Origin of the sequence: Ramlibacter pinisoli (genome assembly GCF_009758015.1) — a bacterium.
GTDB lineage: Bacteria > Pseudomonadota > Gammaproteobacteria > Burkholderiales > Burkholderiaceae_C > Ramlibacter > Ramlibacter pinisoli.
In genome coordinates, this window is sequence record NZ_WSEL01000009.1 from 1,797,567 (window position 1) to 1,813,234 (window position 15,668).

A 15,668-nucleotide genomic window follows, 5' to 3' on the forward strand; every position below is an offset into this window, starting at 1 on the left:
TGGCCTCGCGTCCGACCCGCCGACTCAAGTCAGCAGCCGCTGGCCGCCTTCCTTCAGCACGGCCAACAGGGTGCGCACTGGTGGCGGCCTGTAGCCATCGCGGCGCAGCAGGACCCCGAACTGCCGTTCGAGCACTGCCGACGGCACCGGCACCTCGCGCAGCAGCGTCCCCACCGGGCCGGCCTGGAGGCTCTTGCGCGAGATGAGGGTGAGCAGCTGGTTGTGCGCGATCAGGCGCGGCATCAGCGAGATGGAGGCTGATTCCACCTGCACCCGCGGCGGCGCCAGTCCGTTGCGCTCGAAGGTGTTCTCCAGCCAGACGCGCAGGCTCACGTCCGGCGAAGGCAGAACCCAGGCGTAGCCCGCCAGGTCGCCGATCTGTGGCGCCGGCGCCGTCCGGCGCAGCAGGGGGTGGCGCTTGCTGGCCGCCACCACGACCGGATCGTCGAACAGGACATGGCGCTCGAACTCTCGCTTGGCGGACGCCAACGGCCCCACCACCGCGTCCAGCGTCCCGGCGCGCAGCGCCTGGAGCAGCGAGGCACTGACGTCCACGGCCAGGTGCAGGGTCAGGCCGGGCGCACGTTCCAGCAGCGCGTGGACCAGCTGCGGCAGCAGCCGGTCGGCTGCCGTCGGCGCACCACCCAGGCGCAGGTGGCCGGCCGCGCCGCGCGCGAGGTCCGTCACTTCCTGCAGGGTGTCATCCATGGTGCGGCGCATGAAGCGCGTGCGTTCCAGGACCACCCGGCCGACTTCGGTGAGCTTCAGGCGGCGGCCTTCCCGCTCGAACAGCGTGGCGCCCAGCGCCTCCTCCAGGCGCCGCAACGACTTGCTCAATGCCGGCTGCGTCCGGTGCATCGCCTCGGCAGCGCGGCCCAGGTGCCCGAAGTCGGCCACGGCCTCGAAGTAGCGGAAGTCGCGCAGGTCCATGGATGAATCGAATTCATGAAAACTTGGAAAGAAGAGATTGGACGCGCGTGAAGCGGCTGTCAACAATCCGCACTCCCAAGGAGACTCGATGATCCCGCTTTCCCGCATCCTGGCTGCGCTGGCACTGTCACTCGCAGCCGCCGCAGCGGCCGCCCAGGCCGCCTTTCCCTCCCGCGCCATCACGATGGTGGTGCCCTACTCGGCCGGGGGCGGCGTGGACACCATCGCCCGCCTGATCGCGCCCGGCCTCTCCGAACGGCTGGGCCAGGCGGTGGTCATCGACAACCGGCCCGGCGTGTCCGGCGTCATCGGCTCCCAGCTGGTGGCGCGTGCGCCGGCCGACGGGTACACCCTGGTGGCTGGCAACACCACGACCCATGCCACCAACTTCTTCCTGCTGAAGAACCCCGGCTACGCCACCAGGGACTTCGTGCCGGTGGCCGGCCTGGACCACGGCCCCACGGTGCTGGTGGTGCGCGCCGACAGCCGCTTCCAGAACGTGCAGGACCTGATCGCCGCCGCGAAGGCCGCGCCCGACGCGCTCACCTACGGCTCGAGCGGCAATGGCAGCTCGCACCACCTCTCGGCCGAGTCCTTCGCCAGCGCGACCGGCGCACGCATGCGCCAGATCCCCTACAAGGGCGGTCCGGGCGTGATGAACGACCTGCTGGGGGGCCAGCTGGACCTGGCCTTCGAGGTCATCCCGGTCGCCGTGCCGCTGATCAAGGCGGGGCGCCTGCGCGCGCTGGGCGTTACCAGCCGCGCGCCGATGCCGGCGTTGCCGGGCATCAAGCCGATCGCCGAACTGGGCGTGCCCAATTTTGAGCTCGAGACCTGGAAGGGCATCTTCGCCCCGGCGGGCACGCCGCCGGCGGTGGTGGAACGGCTCGGACGGGCCGTCGCCGAGGTCGTGGCCACCCCGGCCGTGCAACAGCGCATGCAGGAGCTGGGACTCTTCCCGGACACACGCTACGGCGCCGCCTTCGCGACCTTCTACCAGGCCGACGTGGCGCGCTGGGGCCGCTTCATCCGCGACGCCGGCATCCAGGCCGATTGAGGGGCGTCAGCATGAAAGTCACGCGAGTCGACATCCGCACCATCCGCCTGCCGCTGCAGGTGCCCATTCCCAGCGCGCGCACCCTGATCGAGGCGATCGGGTGCCTCCTGGTGGAAATCCAGACCGACCAGGGCCTGGTCGGCGAGGGCATGGTCTTCACGCTCAACAGCCGCCGCCTGGGCGCGCTGCGCGAGCTGGTGGAAAGCTTCGCGCCGCACGCGGTGGGCCTCGACCCCCTGCACGGTGGCGCCTTCTGGGACGCCGCCTGGCGCGACATGGGCTTCCTGGGCCACCGGGGCGCCAACGCGGTGGCCGCCGCCCCGATCGACATGGCGATGTGGGACCTGCGCGGCAAGGCGGCCGGCGTCAACGTCGGCGGCCTGCTCGGCGGGCACCGCACCGCCGTGCCGGCTTATCGCAGTGGCGCGTTGCGCCTCTCCGCCTCGGTCGACGCGCTGCAGCGCGAGGCCGCCGACCTGGTGGCCGAGGGTTTTCGCGCCGTCAAGATGTCGCTGGGCATGCCCTCGGCGGACGACGACGTGGCACGGGTGCGCGCAGTGCGCGAGGCCATCGGCCCCGGCGTCGAGTTGATGGCCGACTGCAACCAGCAGTTCACGGTCGACCAGGCGATTCGCCTGGGCCGCCGGCTGGAGCCTCATGGCCTGCGCTGGATCGAGGAGCCATTGCCCTACCACGATCACGCGGGCACGGCGGCGGTGGCGCGCGCGCTGGACACGCCCGTGGCGGGTGGCGAGACCGAGTACACGCGGCTGGGCATGATGGACATGCTGCGCGCCGGCGCCGTCGATCTGCTGATGCCCGACCTGCAGCGCATGGGCGGGCCGACGGAGTTCCTCAAGGTGGCGCATGCGGCCGAATTGATGAACGTGCCGCTCGCGCCGCACCTGTTCGTGGAGATGAACCTGTCGCTGGCGGCGGCGTTGCCCGGCGTGACCCACGTGGAAGTCATGCCCTGGTTCGAGCCCCTGTACGGCGCCGCGATCGAGTTGGACGCGCAAGGGCGCGCGGTGGTGCCCACGGCGCCTGGCTGGGGTTTCTCGTTCGATCGCGCCGCGGTCGAGCGTTACAGCGCGTGAAGGGGACAGCGATGCAACGACGCGAATGGCTGGCGCTGGCTGCGGCCGGCGCCCTGGCACCCGGCCTGGCGCGGGCCGCCTACCCGGAGCGGCCGATCCGGCTGGTGATTCCTTTCGCTGCCGGCGGCAACGGCGACATCATGGCGCGGGTGACGGCGCCATACCTGGTGCCCGGGGCGCCGCAAGGCGTGGTGCCGGACAACCGCGGTGGGGCTGGCGGCGGCCTCGGGGCAGAGATCGTGGCGCGTGCCAAGCCAGACGGCCATACCTTGCTGTGGGGCGCCAACGGGCCACTGGTGAACAGCGTGCTGATGTCGCCCCAGCCGCGCTACGACCCGCTGAAGGATTTCAGCGCCATCGGCCTGATGAGCCTGGTGCCCATGGGCCTGGTCGTGCGGCCGGAAGTGCCGGCGCGCAGCCTGAAGGAATTCCTGGCGTATGCCAGGGCGCAGCCTGGCGGCGTGTCCATCGGCACCTCCGGTCTGGGTGGCGCCAACCACGTTCCGCTCGAAGTGTTCAAGGCTGCCACCGGCGCCAACATCCTGCATGTGCCGTACAAGGGTGGCGGCTCGGCGTTGCCGGATTTCCTGGGCGGCACCACCCAGGGCCTGTTCACCGAAATCTCCACCGTGCTGGGTTTCCACCGCGAGGGTCGCGCGCGCATCCTGGCGATCGCCTCCGAGCAGCGCCTGTCGCTGCTGTCGGACGTGCAGACCTTCATCGAGAACGGCCTGCGCGACTTCACCGCCTACACCTTCAACGGACTGTGGGCGCCGGCCGGCACGCAGCCGGACGTGATCTCCGCCCTCAACCGCGGATTGCTGGGCGCCTTGCGCGACCGGGGCGTACTGGCCGACGTCGTCGCCCGCGGCGCGCTGCTGGCCAACGAGGCGCAGGCCACGCCGGCGGGCGCCCGGGCCTTCCTGGAGCGCGAGATTGCCCGCACCCGCCAGGCCATGAAAGTGGCCGGCATCCAGCCGCAATGACCGCCGCGGCGTACCAGCCCGTCTACGCGCCGCCGGCCGGCGCGTGCGACAGCCACTGCCACATCTGGGGGCCGACCGACCGCTTTCCCTTCGCGGCCGGGCGGCCCTACACGCCGCCGGACCGGGACAAGCACGTGCTCACGGCGCTGCACCGCCGGCTGGGACTGCAGCGGACCGTCATCGTGCAACCCATCGTGTACGGCAGCGACAACGCCGCGATGCTCGATGCCATCGCCGACGACCCACGGAATCGCCGCGGCATCGCCTTGCTGGGCCCCGACGACACCGATGCGCAGCTGCTGCGCCTGCACGAGGCGGGCATCCGCGGCGTGCGCTTCGGCTTCGTCAAGCACCTCAAGCGCCGGCCCGATCTCGCGTTCCTGCGCCGCACGGCCGAGCGCATCGCTCCGCTGGGTTGGCACGTGCAACTGCACCTGGACGCCGACCAGCTGGACGAACTGGGCGACGCCATCCGCAGCCTGCGGCTACCGGTGGTCATCGACCACATGGGTCGCGTCGATGCCGCGCTGGGCCTGGAGCAGCCCGCCTTCCAGTTGCTGCTGGACCTGGTGCGCCGTGACGAGCGCTGGATCAAGTTGTCCGGGGCCAACCGGGTCTCTGCCATCGGCGCCCCCTTCGAGGACGTGGTGCCCTTCGCACGCGCGCTGATCGACGCCGCACCGGACCGGGTGCTATGGGGCACCGACTTTCCGCACCCGCTGTCGCGCCATCCGGTCGAGGACGAGGCGCTGCTCCTGGACCTGCTGCCGCAGTTTGGCGATGCCGCGGCCCTGCAGCGGCTGATGGTGGACAACCCGACCCGGCTGTACGGGTTCTGAGGCCAGCGAGCGCAGTCTCCGGGCCTGGTCGGGCAAGACCTGCATGACCTGCCGCCATTTGTCCTGAGTTCCTCGTCGAGGCGGCCCATGGACTGGCCGGGGATCCGGAGAAGTCACCCGTCAGCAGAGGACTGGCGCTGGATGGCTGCTTTGATGGGTAGAAGCAAAAAAGCGGCCAGAGGCCGCTTTTTGTCTACGTGATTGGCGGAGCAGGTGGGATTCGAACCCACGGTACGGCATAACCGTACACCGGATTTCGAGTCCGGCGCATTCGACCACTCTGCCACCGCTCCTGAATTCGGTTCGCGTGGTGCGAAGCCCCAGATTCTAACCGACCCGGCGCGGCTCAGGAACGCAGCAGGGCCGTCCCACCCAGGTAGGGGCGCAGGGCCTCGGGGACGGTGACGCTGCCATCGGCGTTCTGGTAGTTCTCCAGCACGGCGACCAGGGTGCGGCCCACGGCCAGGCCCGATCCGTTGAGGGTGTGGACGAGTTCGTTCTTGCCCTGCGCCGTCTTGTAGCGGGCCTGCAGGCGGCGGGCCTGGAAGGCTTCGCAGTTCGACACCGAGCTGATCTCGCGGTAGGTGTTCTGCGCCGGCAGCCAGACCTCGAGGTCGTAGGTCTTGGCGGCGCCGAAGCCCATGTCGCCGGTGCACAGCAGCATGACGCGGTAGGGCAGGCCGAGCTTCTGCAGCACGGCTTCGGCGTGGCCGGTCATCTGCTCCAGGGCCTCGTAGCTGCGCTCCGGATGGACGATCTGCACCATCTCGACCTTGTCGAACTGGTGCTGCCGGATCATGCCGCGCGTGTCGCGGCCGGCACTGCCAGCCTCCGACCGGAAACAGGGCGTGTGGGCGGTGAGCTGGATCGGCAGCTGCGCTTCGGCCAGCACCTCGTCGCGGACGAAGTTGGTGAGCGTGACCTCGCTGGTCGGGATGAGGTACAGCGCCTGCTGGTCGTCGTCGGCCAGGCCTTCCTGGCCGCCCTTGCTGACCGCGAACAGGTCGGCTTCGAACTTGGGCAGCTGGCCGGTGCCCCGCAGCGTGGCCGCGTTCACGATGTAGGGCGTGTAGCACTCGGTGTAGCCGTGCTCCTGCGTCTGCACGTCGAGCATGAACTGCGCGATGGCGCGATGCAGCCGGGCGATGGGGCCGCGCATCACGGTGAACCGGGAGCCGCTGAGCTTGATGCCGGTGTCGAAGTCCAGGCCGAGCGGGCCGCCGACATCGACATGGTCCCGGGCCGCGAAGTCGAACGTGCGCGGCGTGCCCCACTGGCGCACCTGCTGGTTGCCGTGCTCGTCGGCACCGGTTGGCACGCTCTCGTGCGGCAGGTTGGGGATGGCGAGCAGCAGGGCCTGTAGGTCGGGCTGGATCTGCTCCAGCCGCTGGGCCGACTGGTCCAGTTCGGTCTTGAGCGCCGCCACCTCGCCCATCACGGCGTCGGCCGACTCGCCCTTGGCCTTGAGCTGCCCGATCTGCTTGGAGAGCTGGTTGCGCCGGGCCTGCAGCTCTTCGGTGCGGGTCTGGATGGTCTTGCGCTCGGCTTCCAGCGCCTTGAACGCGTCGACGTCCAGGTAGGGCTGGGGCGACTTGCGCGCCTCCAGCCGGGCAATGACGGCGTCCAGGTCCTTGCGAAGCAGGGTGATGTCGAGCATCGCTGGATTTTATTCGCGGGGCTCGTAGCATCCGGGGGCTTCCCGGCACCAAGGAGTCCTGCGATGCAGATCGAGACCTACGTGTTCTTCAACGGCACCTGCGAGGAGGCACTGGCCTTCTACGCGCGCGCCCTCGGCGGCAAGACCGTGGCACTGATGCGCTACGAAGGCTCGCCGATGGACACCCCGGAACTGCCCGCGAACTGGAAACAGAAGGTGATGCACTCCACCTTCGAGTGCGAAGGCGCGCGCTTCATGGCCAGCGACACCCCGCCCGGCCAGCACCCGGGCTACAGCGGCTTCTCCCTGTCGCTCTATGTTCCCGGCGATGCCGACAAGGGCCGGCGTGCATTCGATGCGCTGGCCGAAGGCGGCAAGGTCACGATGCCGTACGGCCCGCCGTTCTGGGGTGGCCATTTCGGCATGCTGACCGACCGCTTCGGCATCCCCTGGATGGTCTCGACCGAGCACTGAACGCCGCGCGCCGGGCGCGGGCTGTCGTTCCTGCGCCGGGCGGCCCCGCCGCCGGCTAAACCGCGCTGCCGCGGCCGGGATGTACTGCTCGAAGGGAGGCCGCTGCCCGAGACAAGGGCCCCGCACCGGTGTGCGGGTTGGGCGCCGTCGAGCATGCAGGAGACCATCGCATACCCCACCACCCAGGGCCAGTGGCACATCCGGGGCGGCACCCTGCGCTGCCGCCAACCGGGCCGGGCGGTCACCGTCCAGGCGCCCGGGCCGCTGCTGCGGGCAGTGCAGGCGCTGTGCGATGGCCATCTCGGCTGGCGGGCGGTGGCCGCGGGCCTGGCAGTCCGCTGGCCTGCCGGCGCGGTCGTCCGCTTCCTGACCAGCCTCACGCAGCACGGCCTGCTGCTCGACCGGCAAGACGCCGCCCTGTTGCAGGTGCCGGCCCACCGCACCTTCGGCGATCGCCCGCTGCCGGCGCCGCAGCTGCGTCTTCTTCTGGAGCGGACGTTGGCAGGGGTTGGCGGGCGCAGCCTGCGCTGGCAGGTCGATGTGCTGCGCTGCCTGCCCGATCCCGACGGTCAGGGCCTGCCCGTGGAGCTGTACGAAGTCACCCAGTCGCCGGCAGGCGGCGTGGCCATGCACCGCCTATCGCGCGGCGCGGGTGTCTCCTGGCACCTGCTGCCCGATCCCCGGCTGCTGCAGTTCGCCTCCGCGGTGGTGCTGCCGCGCGCCGCCCGGCCGTCGACCGGCGAGGTCCAGGGGCGCGGCATCCAGAGCTTGTGCGCGGCCCAGCGCTGCGCGTTGGAACTGGGTCTTGGCCACGCCTTGCACCAAGTCCTCGCGACGGCCCCGGCGTCCCGCCGCGGCGCACCGGCTGTCCGCCCGGTGGCGGCGCTTGTCTTGGGCGTTCCATGCTCACCGGCCGAGGCCGCGGTGCAGCAGGTAGACAACTGGTTGCACCTCGGCGCCGCGCCCGCCCGGCTCCATGCCGATGCGGCTCCCTGCGGCTTCTCCTTCAGCGCCGGGCCGGTGCGCGAGGGCCGGCTCACGCTGTTCACGGTCGGCCGCTCCAGCGATCCGCGCAGCGCGCTGCGCAAGGCGGAGGCCGAGGCCTGGGAAAGGCTCGGCTGGGCGCGGCTGGGCCCAACGGTGGAGGGCACGCTGCACGACTTCGTGGCCGCACGCGATCCGCGAACGGTGGTGGCATATGCCGACTGGCAGCACCGCCGCCCGGGCTTTCCCTTCATGCCCTTCGATCCGCGCCGGCTCGCGCTCTGGTGCCGGGGCCAGGACGTCGCCACCGGGGCGGCAGTCCTGCTGCCGGCCGAGTGCGTACACGCCCTGGACGCCCTGCCGGCCCACTGGCGTCGCCGGTCCTGCACGACGACCAGCACCTCGGGCGTCGCCGCCGGTCCCGACAGCGCAACGGCCCTGGCCTGGGCGCTGCTCGAACTGGTCGAACGCGATGCCTTCCTGCGCGCCTGGCTGGCCGGCAAGTCCGCGCCGGTGGTGTCGCCGGCGACGCTGCCGGGCGAGGCCCGGCGGCGCCTGCGCGCGCTGCAGGCGGCCGGCCACCGTGTGGCCGTGCTGCGACTGCCGGCACCGGCCCCGGTGTACGGTGTGTTCGTGCAGGCGCTGCAGCGGCCGTTCACCGCCGTCACGGCGGGCGCGCATTTCGATCCCGTGCAGGCCCTGCTCAAGGCGTTCGACGAAGCCGAGGGCCGGGCCGCCCACGCCGCCGCCCATCCCCTGCCCCCGCTGGCCAGCCCACGCGCGGTGCGGTCGATCGGCGATCTCCAGCGGCACTGGCAGTCACCGGGGCAAGTCCGGCAGGCCGACTTCCTGGCCGCGGGGCCGCCCACGGCCGCCTTCGCCCCGCCCGACACGTGCCACGACGGTGCAACGCTGATCGCCGCGCTGGCGCAGGCCGGTTGCCCGGCACTGGCGTTCGACCTCACGCCGGCCGGGGCCGCCATCGAGCAGGGGCGCACGCCGCTACGCGTGGTGCGCGCCGTCGTGCCCGGCCTGCTGCCGCTCTGGTTCGGCCACGGGCTCGAACCGGCCGGCCTGCCGGCCTTCAGTGCGGCGGCCGGCAGCCGCGCCGGCCGCCCCGTCCCCATCCACCCGTTCGCCTGAGGAGAAGACCATGCCCGCACCCGCCACGTCCCGCGCCCGCCGCACCGGCCCCCGCTCGTTCCGCTGGAGCGTGTCTTCGCTCCACGTCGAACCGCTGCGTCCCGCGTCCTTCGCCGGCGTGCTCGACGGCTGCACCTCCTGCGACGGCTGCCCGGCGCCCATGGTGGCCCCGGCGCGCCGTCGGCCGGCGCGCCGCGGCAAGCGCTGAATCTGCCGCCGCGCGCCGATGCTGCTCGCCTCCTACCTCAGCCATGCTGCAGCCGTGCAGCGCGCCGCGGCCCGCCTGGGCATCGACGCCTGGACCCGCATGGCCGACTTCTCGCTGCACCTGCGGCGCGAGGGCACCAGCCTGCGCTGGCGTCCCAGCTTCATCACAACCACCGGCAGCGGCCAGGCCTACACCGACCAGCTCACCCCCGCTTCCACCGGCTTTGCCGGCTGGTTCCCCTACCCGCTGCGGCGCTGGCCGCTGGCCACCGACAAGGCCCGCTTCAAGCACGAAGCCCAGGCGCTCGGGCTGCGCACGCCCGCCGCCTGCCACGACGCCGGGCAGATCGGCGGACCCTACCTCGCCAAGGCCATCCACTCATCCTTCGGCCAGGGCCTGCGCGGGCCCTGGCCCGCGCACGACCCGGCCGATCCCGACCAGCAGCTGCGGGCCGACGAGTACTACGAGAACTTCCTGCTCGGCGTGAGTGCCAAGGCGTGGTGCTGGGCCGGCCGCTGCCTGGCGCTGGAGCTGGTGCGTCCGGCCATCGTCACGGGCGACGGCACGGCCACCTTGCGGCAGCTGGTGCAGGCGCTGCCGCATGCGAAGGGCCGCCACGACTGGTCGCTGGTGGCCCACCTGGCGCTCTTCGCGGGCCTCGACCACGTCGACGCCATCGTGCCGGCGCAACGCGAGGTGGCGGTCGAATACCGCTACGGGTCGGTCTACCGCGATCCGCTGGAGCCCAGCATCAACGCGCTCGACGAAGCCCGGGCCGACGGCCTGGCAGGCCAGTTCCACGATGCGGCGCGCCGGCTGCAGGCGCATGTGCCCGCATTCGACGACCCGGCACCCACGCTGTACACCCTCGACGCCGTCGTCGATGCCCAGGGGCAGGCCTGGTTCCTCGAGATGAATTGCAACCCCACCGTGCATCCGCACGCCTACGAAGCCCTGCTGGCCACGGTGTTCGGCGCGCAGCCGGCACCCGCCGCGGTGCTTGCAGTGGCCTGAGAACCGGTCTCCCAGCCCCGCGCCGTTGCGGCGCCGGGTGCCCGCCATGGCAAGATGAGAAAAATTGCAGGGCTGCACCAAAGGATTCAACTCCGTCCTGGCTGCGCGCCCTAGCATCGACGCCGACGAGGAGACCATCTTGCCCGCCATCACCAACATCGAAGACCTGCGCGTGCTCGCGAAACGGCGCGTGCCGCGCATGTTCTACGACTACGCCGACTCCGGCTCCTGGACCGAGAGCACCTACCGCGCCAACGAGGACGACTTCAACCGCATCCTGTTCCGCCAGCGGGTGGCGGTGAACATGGAGGGCCGCAGCACCCGGACCACCATGGTCGGCCAGCCGACCAACATGCCGGTGGCCATCGCGCCGACCGGCCTCACGGGCATGCAGCACGCCGACGGCGAGATCCTGGCGGCGCGCGCGGCCAAGGCCTTCGGCATCCCGTTCACGCTCTCGACCATGAGCATCTGCTCGATCGAGGACGTGGCCAAGGGCACCGACAACCACCCGTTCTGGTTCCAGCTGTACGTGATGCGCGACCGCGGCTTCATCGAGCGCCTGATCGACCGCGCCAAGGCGGCCAACTGTTCGGCCCTGGTGGTCACGCTGGACCTGCAGATCCTCGGCCAGCGCCACAAGGACATCAAGAACGGCCTGTCGGCGCCGCCCAAGCTCACGGTCGCCAACATGCTGAACCTCATGACCAAGCCCCAGTGGTGCCTGGGCATGCTGGGCACGCCGCGGCGCCAGTTCGGCAACATCGTCGGCCACGTCAAGGGCGTCGAGAACATGGGCTCGCTGTCGGAGTGGACCGCCAAGCAGTTCGACCCCCGGCTGTCGTGGGCCGACGTCGAATGGATCAAGCAGCGCTGGGGCGGCAAGCTCATCCTCAAGGGCATCCAGGACGTCGAGGACGCCCGCCTGGCGGTCGATTCGGGCGCCGACGCCCTGATCGTGTCCAACCACGGCGGACGCCAGCTCGATGGCGCGCCCTCCTCCATCTCGGCCCTGCCCGAGATCGTCGAGGCCGTGGGGCGCCGCATCGAGGTGCACATGGACGGCGGCATCCGCTCCGGCCAGCACGTGCTCAAGGCGGTGGCGCTGGGCGCCCGGGGTACCTACATCGGCCGCGCCATGCTCTACGGGCTGGGCGCCATGGGACAGGCCGGGGTGGAGAAGGCGCTGGAGATCATCCGCAACGAGCTCGACCTGTCGATGGCCTTCTGCGGCCGCACCGACATCACCCAGGTCGACAAGTCGATCCTGCTGCCCGGCACCTACCCGACCGGGCGCGCCGCCGGCTACTGAGCGCTCGCGGCCACCGCGCGGCTAGCGCGAGCGGCCGTCGAAGTGGGTCACCGGCACCGACTCCAGGTCGATGCCTTCCAGGCAGCGGATGTTGACGGCGGCCATCGCGCCGCCGCCCGGGCCCGGCCCCTCGCCGTACGGATGGATGCCGCAGGCGGGGCAGAACCGGTGCCGGACCACGTGCTTGTTGAACAGGTAGGTCGCGGCATCGGCCTCCGGCGTCAGCAGCGTCAGTTGCTGATGCGGCACGAACCACAGCAGCGACCCCTTGCGCTGGCACATCGAGCAGTTGCAGGCCATGGCGCTTTCCAGCGTGCCCTCGACCTCGAAGGCCACCCGGCCGCAATGGCAACTTCCCCGGTATTTCATCGTGACGATCTCCTGGGCGGTGAGGCGCCATTGTGGCAAGCGGGCGACGGCCTGACGCCACAATCGGGGCGTGACAGCACAGCGCCGCATCGCCCATCTCGACATGGACGCGTTCTTCGCGTCGGTCGAACTGCTGCGCTATCCGCAGCTCAAGGGCTTGCCGGTGGTCATCGGCGGCGGCCGGCGCCGGGTCGACGAGATGGTGCGGGCGAGGTATGCCGACCAGCCCCTGTCGGCCATCCCGCCCGAGGCCTTCCCGCTGCTGAAGGACTACACGGGGCGCGGCGTCATCACCACCGCCACCTACCCGGCGCGCCAGTTCGGCGTCGGCTCCGCCATGGGCATGATGAAGGCGGCCAAGCTGTGCCCCCAGGCCATCGTGCTGCCGGTCGATTTCGACGAGGTGCGCCGCTACTCGCGCACCTTCAAGGGCGTGATCCGCGAGATCGCCCCGCTGGTCGAGGACCGCGGCATCGACGAGGTGTACATCGACTTCACCGAGGTGCCCGGCGGCCAGCGCGAAGGCGGCCGCGTGCTGGCGCGGCTGATCCAGAAATCCATCCTGGAGGCGACGGGCCTGACCTGCTCGATCGGCGTGGCGCCCAACAAGCTCATCGCCAAGATGGCGAGCGAGTTCGACAAGCCCAACGGCATCTCGATCGTGCACGAAGCCGACCTGCAGAAGCGCATCTGGCCGCTGGCGGTGCGCAAGATCAACGGCATCGGTCCCAAGGCGGAGGCCAAGCTGCACCAACTGCACGTGTTCACGATCGGCGAGCTGGCCGCCCAGGATCCCGAGTGGCTGATGGACAACTTCGGCCGCTCCACCGGCGCCTGGATGCACGCAGTCGCCTGGGGCCGCGACGACCGGCCGGTGGTCATGGAGAGCGAGCCGGTCTCCATGAGCCGCGAGACGACCTTCGAACGCGACCTGCACGCCGTGCGCGACCGCGCCGAGCTGGGCTCCATCTTCACGGACCTGTGCGTGCGCGTGGCCGGCGACCTGCGCCGCAAGGGCTATGTCGGCAAGACCATCGGCATCAAGCTGCGCTACGACGATTTCCGCATCGCCACGCGCGACCAGACGGTGGAGCACTTCACCGACGACGCCCGCACCATCCGCCAGGTGGCCGGCCAGTGCCTCAAGCGCGTGCCGCTGGATCGCAAGCTGCGGCTGCTGGGCGTGCGGGTGAGCAAGCTGGCGCGCGCCGGCGAGACGGAGGCAGCCGACATTCCGCCGTCTGCGCACCGGGTCGAGGAATACACGCCCGACCTGTTCCAGGCCGGCTGAGCCGCAAACACTCTCCTCGTCGGGCCAGGGCGGCCCAGGGTCGGTGCCGGCGCACCTGGGGCGTGCGTCGTCCCGGCGGCGGATCGAGGGGCCTCCTGACCGCGCGGTCCGCCGCGCGCCTACACCTGCCGGCGGGCCGCGCGCTTACCTTGAAGCATTCGCGCAGGCCGCGTTACAGCTTCGGCCCCCGCGCCGCCAATCCCTTCTTGAACCGGGCACGGATCTTTCTACATTTCATGGAACCGCCAGCTCTGGCGCGCCGGCCCGGGAGTCATCGACGAAGCGACGAACACCATGACGCTGATCGAACTGCAGCACATCAAGCAATGGCACGTGGGTCACCGTGCCTCGCACCCGGTCGAATACCACCTCTGGGACACCATGCTCATGCTCTGGCTGGCCGGCTGGATCGGCTGGCTGCCAGCATTCGCGTTCGACGAGCTCTGGACCGTGCCGCTGTGCGTGTTCGCCATCTCGGCGCCCGACGTGTACACCGCGTGGCGGGCCCGGGCGCACCGGCGGCAGCGCCTGCGCTGCGACTGGCTGTGCGCCGCGCCGCGCTCACTGCCGCGCGGTCCGGACGTTCGGGGGTAGCGCGAGCGGGTGGCTGGTGCGGAACGGGTTGATGTCCAGCCCGCCGCGGCGCGTGTAACGGGCGTACACGGCCAGCTTGGTCGGCCGGCACTGCCGGCGGATGTCGGTGAAGATGCGCTCCACGCACTGCTCGTGGAACTCGTTGTGGTTGCGAAAGCTCACCAGGTAGCGCAGCAGCCCGCCCTGGTCGATCTGCGGCCCCACGTAGCGGATCTGCACGCTGCCCCAGTCGGGCTGGCCCGTCACCAGGCAATTGCTCTTGAGCAGGTTGCTCACCAGCACCTCGTCGACCGGCTGCTCGTCGAAGGCGGCCGACAGCAGCGCCGGCTGGGGCGTGTAGTCGGTGCACTCGATGTCCAGGCGGTCCAGCAGCACGCCATCCAGTTCGTGCACCCGCTCGCGCTCGAACTGGTCGGGCGCCAGCAGCCGCACGCCGATCGAGCCAGCCGCGCCACTGCCGCGCCACAGCGCCTCCGCCAGGTCGGCGCGCAGCCGAGCCTGCACCTCCTCGGGGGTGGCGAACCGCGAATTGCTGAAGCTGTTCAGGTACAGCTTGAACGACTTGCTCTCGACGATGTTGGGCGTCTCGCAGGGCACGGTGACGTGGGCGATCGCCACCACGGGCTTGCCGCGCGGGGTGAGCCAGCTCAGCTCATAGGCGGTCCAGAGGTCGGCGCCGAAGAACGGCGGCTGCGCGCCGATGCCGAGCTCCTCGCGCTTGGGCGCCCGCGAGAAAGGGTAGAGCAGGCCTGCGTCGTACTGGTCCTGGTAGGCGGCGGGCTTGCCGAGCAGGGATTGCTCGGGAGAGTTGGGCGTCATCGGCCACCAGTCTGCCGCAGGTGCGGCACCACCGCCTGCAGCAGCAGATCGACCACCCCTGGCGGAAGGTCATGGCCCATGCCCGCGATGGCCACCAGCCGGGCGCCACGGATGCGCCGCGCCGTGTCGTGGCCGCAGGCGAACGGAACCAGCGGATCGTCCTTGCCGTGCACGACGAGCGTCGGCACCCGCAGGCCGGCCAACTCCCTGGCGCGCGTTCCGTCGGCCGCCACCGCCACCATCTGCCGCAGCACGCCCGGCGGATCGCTGCTGCGGCGCACGGCCGCGCGCACCCGTTGCCGTACCTGGTCCTCGTCGGCCGGGAAGGCCGGACTGCCGATGGCACGCAGCAGCCGCAGGGTGTGCTCGACCTGCGCGTCCTCGCCGGGACCGGTGGGCCGGCCCAGCAGCAACTTGAGCACCTGCGGCTTCGGGCCGGGCAGGCGGCGCGCCCCGCTGGAGCTCATGATGCTGGTGAGCGACAGCACGCTCTCGGGCGCCGCCAGCGCCATGCGCTGGGCGATCATGCCGCCCATGCTGACGCCCACCACGTGCGCGGCCCGGATCCCCAGCGCGGCCAGCACGCCCAGGCTGTCGGCGGCCATGGCCTGCAGCGTGTAGGGCGCGCGCACGCGCAGGCCCAGGCGGTGCTTCAGCGACGCCAGCAGCAGGTTGGGAACGCCGAGCTGGGGGAAGTGCTGCGACAGGCCGGCGTCGCGGTTGTCGAAGCGCAGCACGCGGAAGCCGGCGGCCTGCAGGCCCTGCACGAACGGTTCGGGCCAGGCGATCAGCTGCATCCCCAGGCCCATGACCAGCAGCACGGCGGGCCGGTCGGCCTCGCCGGTGTCCTCGACCTCGATGGGGATGCCGTTGGCCTGGACCTTCATGCGCAGG

General features: G+C 71.1%; 16 protein-coding genes and 1 tRNA gene. 11 read left to right on the forward strand and 6 right to left on the reverse strand.

The features are described from left to right. Nucleotides 1-24 precede the first annotated feature (24 nt). The gene (locus tag GON04_RS22965) at nucleotides 25-930 is read right to left on the reverse strand and encodes a LysR family transcriptional regulator (RefSeq protein WP_181653729.1); all 906 of its coding nucleotides are present in this window, start codon (nucleotides 928-930) and stop codon (nucleotides 25-27) included. A gap of 88 nt (nucleotides 931-1,018) precedes the next feature. Here GON04_RS22965 and GON04_RS22970 point away from each other — a divergent pair, with 88 nt between their 5' ends. The 4 genes from GON04_RS22970 to GON04_RS22985 are packed head-to-tail and all read left to right on the forward strand — an operon-like array spanning nucleotide 1,019 to nucleotide 4,909. Then, nucleotides 1,019-1,987, forward strand: coding sequence for a tripartite tricarboxylate transporter substrate binding protein (locus GON04_RS22970; RefSeq protein WP_157400295.1), 969 nt, complete (start codon nucleotides 1,019-1,021; stop codon nucleotides 1,985-1,987). An 11-nt stretch (nucleotides 1,988-1,998) separates the two neighbouring features. Continuing rightward, complete coding sequence (locus tag GON04_RS22975; protein WP_157400296.1) at nucleotides 1,999-3,084, forward strand: mandelate racemase/muconate lactonizing enzyme family protein; 1,086 nt, start codon at nucleotides 1,999-2,001, stop codon at nucleotides 3,082-3,084. Nucleotides 3,085-3,095: 11 nt separating this feature from the next. Then, nucleotides 3,096-4,070 (forward strand): Bug family tripartite tricarboxylate transporter substrate binding protein, encoded by a 975-nt coding sequence (locus tag GON04_RS22980; RefSeq protein ID WP_157400297.1) that lies wholly within the window; start codon nucleotides 3,096-3,098, stop codon nucleotides 4,068-4,070. Continuing rightward, the gene (locus tag GON04_RS22985) at nucleotides 4,067-4,909 is read left to right on the forward strand and encodes an amidohydrolase family protein (protein ID WP_157400298.1); all 843 of its coding nucleotides are present in this window, start codon (nucleotides 4,067-4,069) and stop codon (nucleotides 4,907-4,909) included. Before GON04_RS22980 ends, GON04_RS22985 begins: the two co-directional genes overlap by 4 nt. Nucleotides 4,910-5,111: 202 nt before the next feature. On the opposite strand, the gene GON04_RS22990 is transcribed toward GON04_RS22985, so the two are convergent. Together GON04_RS22990 and serS are read right to left on the reverse strand one after the other, a co-directional pair. Continuing rightward, nucleotides 5,112-5,202 (reverse strand) — tRNA-Ser (locus GON04_RS22990). A gap of 53 nt (nucleotides 5,203-5,255) precedes the next feature. Then, entirely contained in the window at nucleotides 5,256-6,566 is a 1,311-nt protein-coding gene (gene serS, locus GON04_RS22995; protein WP_157400299.1) for a serine--tRNA ligase, read from the reverse strand. A gap of 63 nt (nucleotides 6,567-6,629) precedes the next feature. Here serS and GON04_RS23000 point away from each other — a divergent pair, with 63 nt between their 5' ends. The 5 genes from GON04_RS23000 (at nucleotide 6,630) to GON04_RS23020 (ending at nucleotide 11,701) form a co-directional block, all read left to right on the forward strand. Then, nucleotides 6,630-7,040 (forward strand): VOC family protein, encoded by a 411-nt coding sequence (locus GON04_RS23000; protein ID WP_157400300.1) that lies wholly within the window; start codon nucleotides 6,630-6,632, stop codon nucleotides 7,038-7,040. Between the two features lie 153 nt (nucleotides 7,041-7,193). After that, a complete protein-coding gene (locus GON04_RS23005) occupies nucleotides 7,194-9,167 on the forward strand; it encodes a YcaO-like family protein (protein ID WP_157400301.1) in 1,974 nt (657 codons plus the stop codon). Nucleotides 9,168-9,177: 10 nt separating this feature from the next. Beyond that, nucleotides 9,178-9,375 carry a hypothetical protein gene (locus GON04_RS23010; protein WP_157400302.1) on the forward strand — a complete coding sequence of 66 codons (198 nt, stop codon included), beginning with the start codon at nucleotides 9,178-9,180 and terminating at the stop codon, nucleotides 9,373-9,375. An 18-nt stretch (nucleotides 9,376-9,393) separates the two neighbouring features. Continuing rightward, nucleotides 9,394-10,389: a hypothetical protein gene (locus tag GON04_RS23015; protein WP_157400303.1), complete on the forward strand. Its 996-nt coding sequence runs from the start codon at nucleotides 9,394-9,396 to the stop codon at nucleotides 10,387-10,389. A gap of 139 nt (nucleotides 10,390-10,528) precedes the next feature. Continuing rightward, on the forward strand, nucleotides 10,529-11,701 hold the full coding sequence (locus GON04_RS23020) for an alpha-hydroxy acid oxidase (protein WP_157400304.1): 1,173 nt from the start codon (nucleotides 10,529-10,531) through the stop codon (nucleotides 11,699-11,701). Between the two features lie 21 nt (nucleotides 11,702-11,722). Here GON04_RS23020 and GON04_RS23025 read toward each other — a convergent pair whose 3' ends face one another. Further along, nucleotides 11,723-12,070 (reverse strand): GFA family protein, encoded by a 348-nt coding sequence (locus tag GON04_RS23025; RefSeq protein ID WP_157400305.1) that lies wholly within the window; start codon nucleotides 12,068-12,070, stop codon nucleotides 11,723-11,725. 103 nt (nucleotides 12,071-12,173) lie between these two features. Between GON04_RS23025 and GON04_RS23030 the strand changes: the two genes are divergently transcribed. Next, on the forward strand, nucleotides 12,174-13,361 hold the full coding sequence (locus GON04_RS23030; protein ID WP_157400842.1) for a Y-family DNA polymerase: 1,188 nt from the start codon (nucleotides 12,174-12,176) through the stop codon (nucleotides 13,359-13,361). 294 nt (nucleotides 13,362-13,655) lie between these two features. Continuing rightward, nucleotides 13,656-13,955 carry a hypothetical protein gene (locus GON04_RS23035; RefSeq protein ID WP_157400306.1) on the forward strand — a complete coding sequence of 100 codons (300 nt, stop codon included), beginning with the start codon at nucleotides 13,656-13,658 and terminating at the stop codon, nucleotides 13,953-13,955. Here the strand turns inward: GON04_RS23035 and queF are convergent. Together queF and GON04_RS23045 are read right to left on the reverse strand one after the other, a co-directional pair. Next, nucleotides 13,923-14,774, reverse strand: coding sequence for an NADPH-dependent 7-cyano-7-deazaguanine reductase QueF (gene queF / locus GON04_RS23040; RefSeq protein WP_157400307.1), 852 nt, complete (start codon nucleotides 14,772-14,774; stop codon nucleotides 13,923-13,925). The two genes, GON04_RS23035 and queF, sit on opposite strands and share 33 nt — an antisense overlap. Continuing rightward, a complete protein-coding gene (locus tag GON04_RS23045) occupies nucleotides 14,771-15,661 on the reverse strand; it encodes an alpha/beta fold hydrolase (RefSeq protein ID WP_157400308.1) in 891 nt (296 codons plus the stop codon). Before GON04_RS23045 ends, queF begins: the two co-directional genes overlap by 4 nt. Between the last annotated feature and the right edge of the window lie 7 nt (nucleotides 15,662-15,668).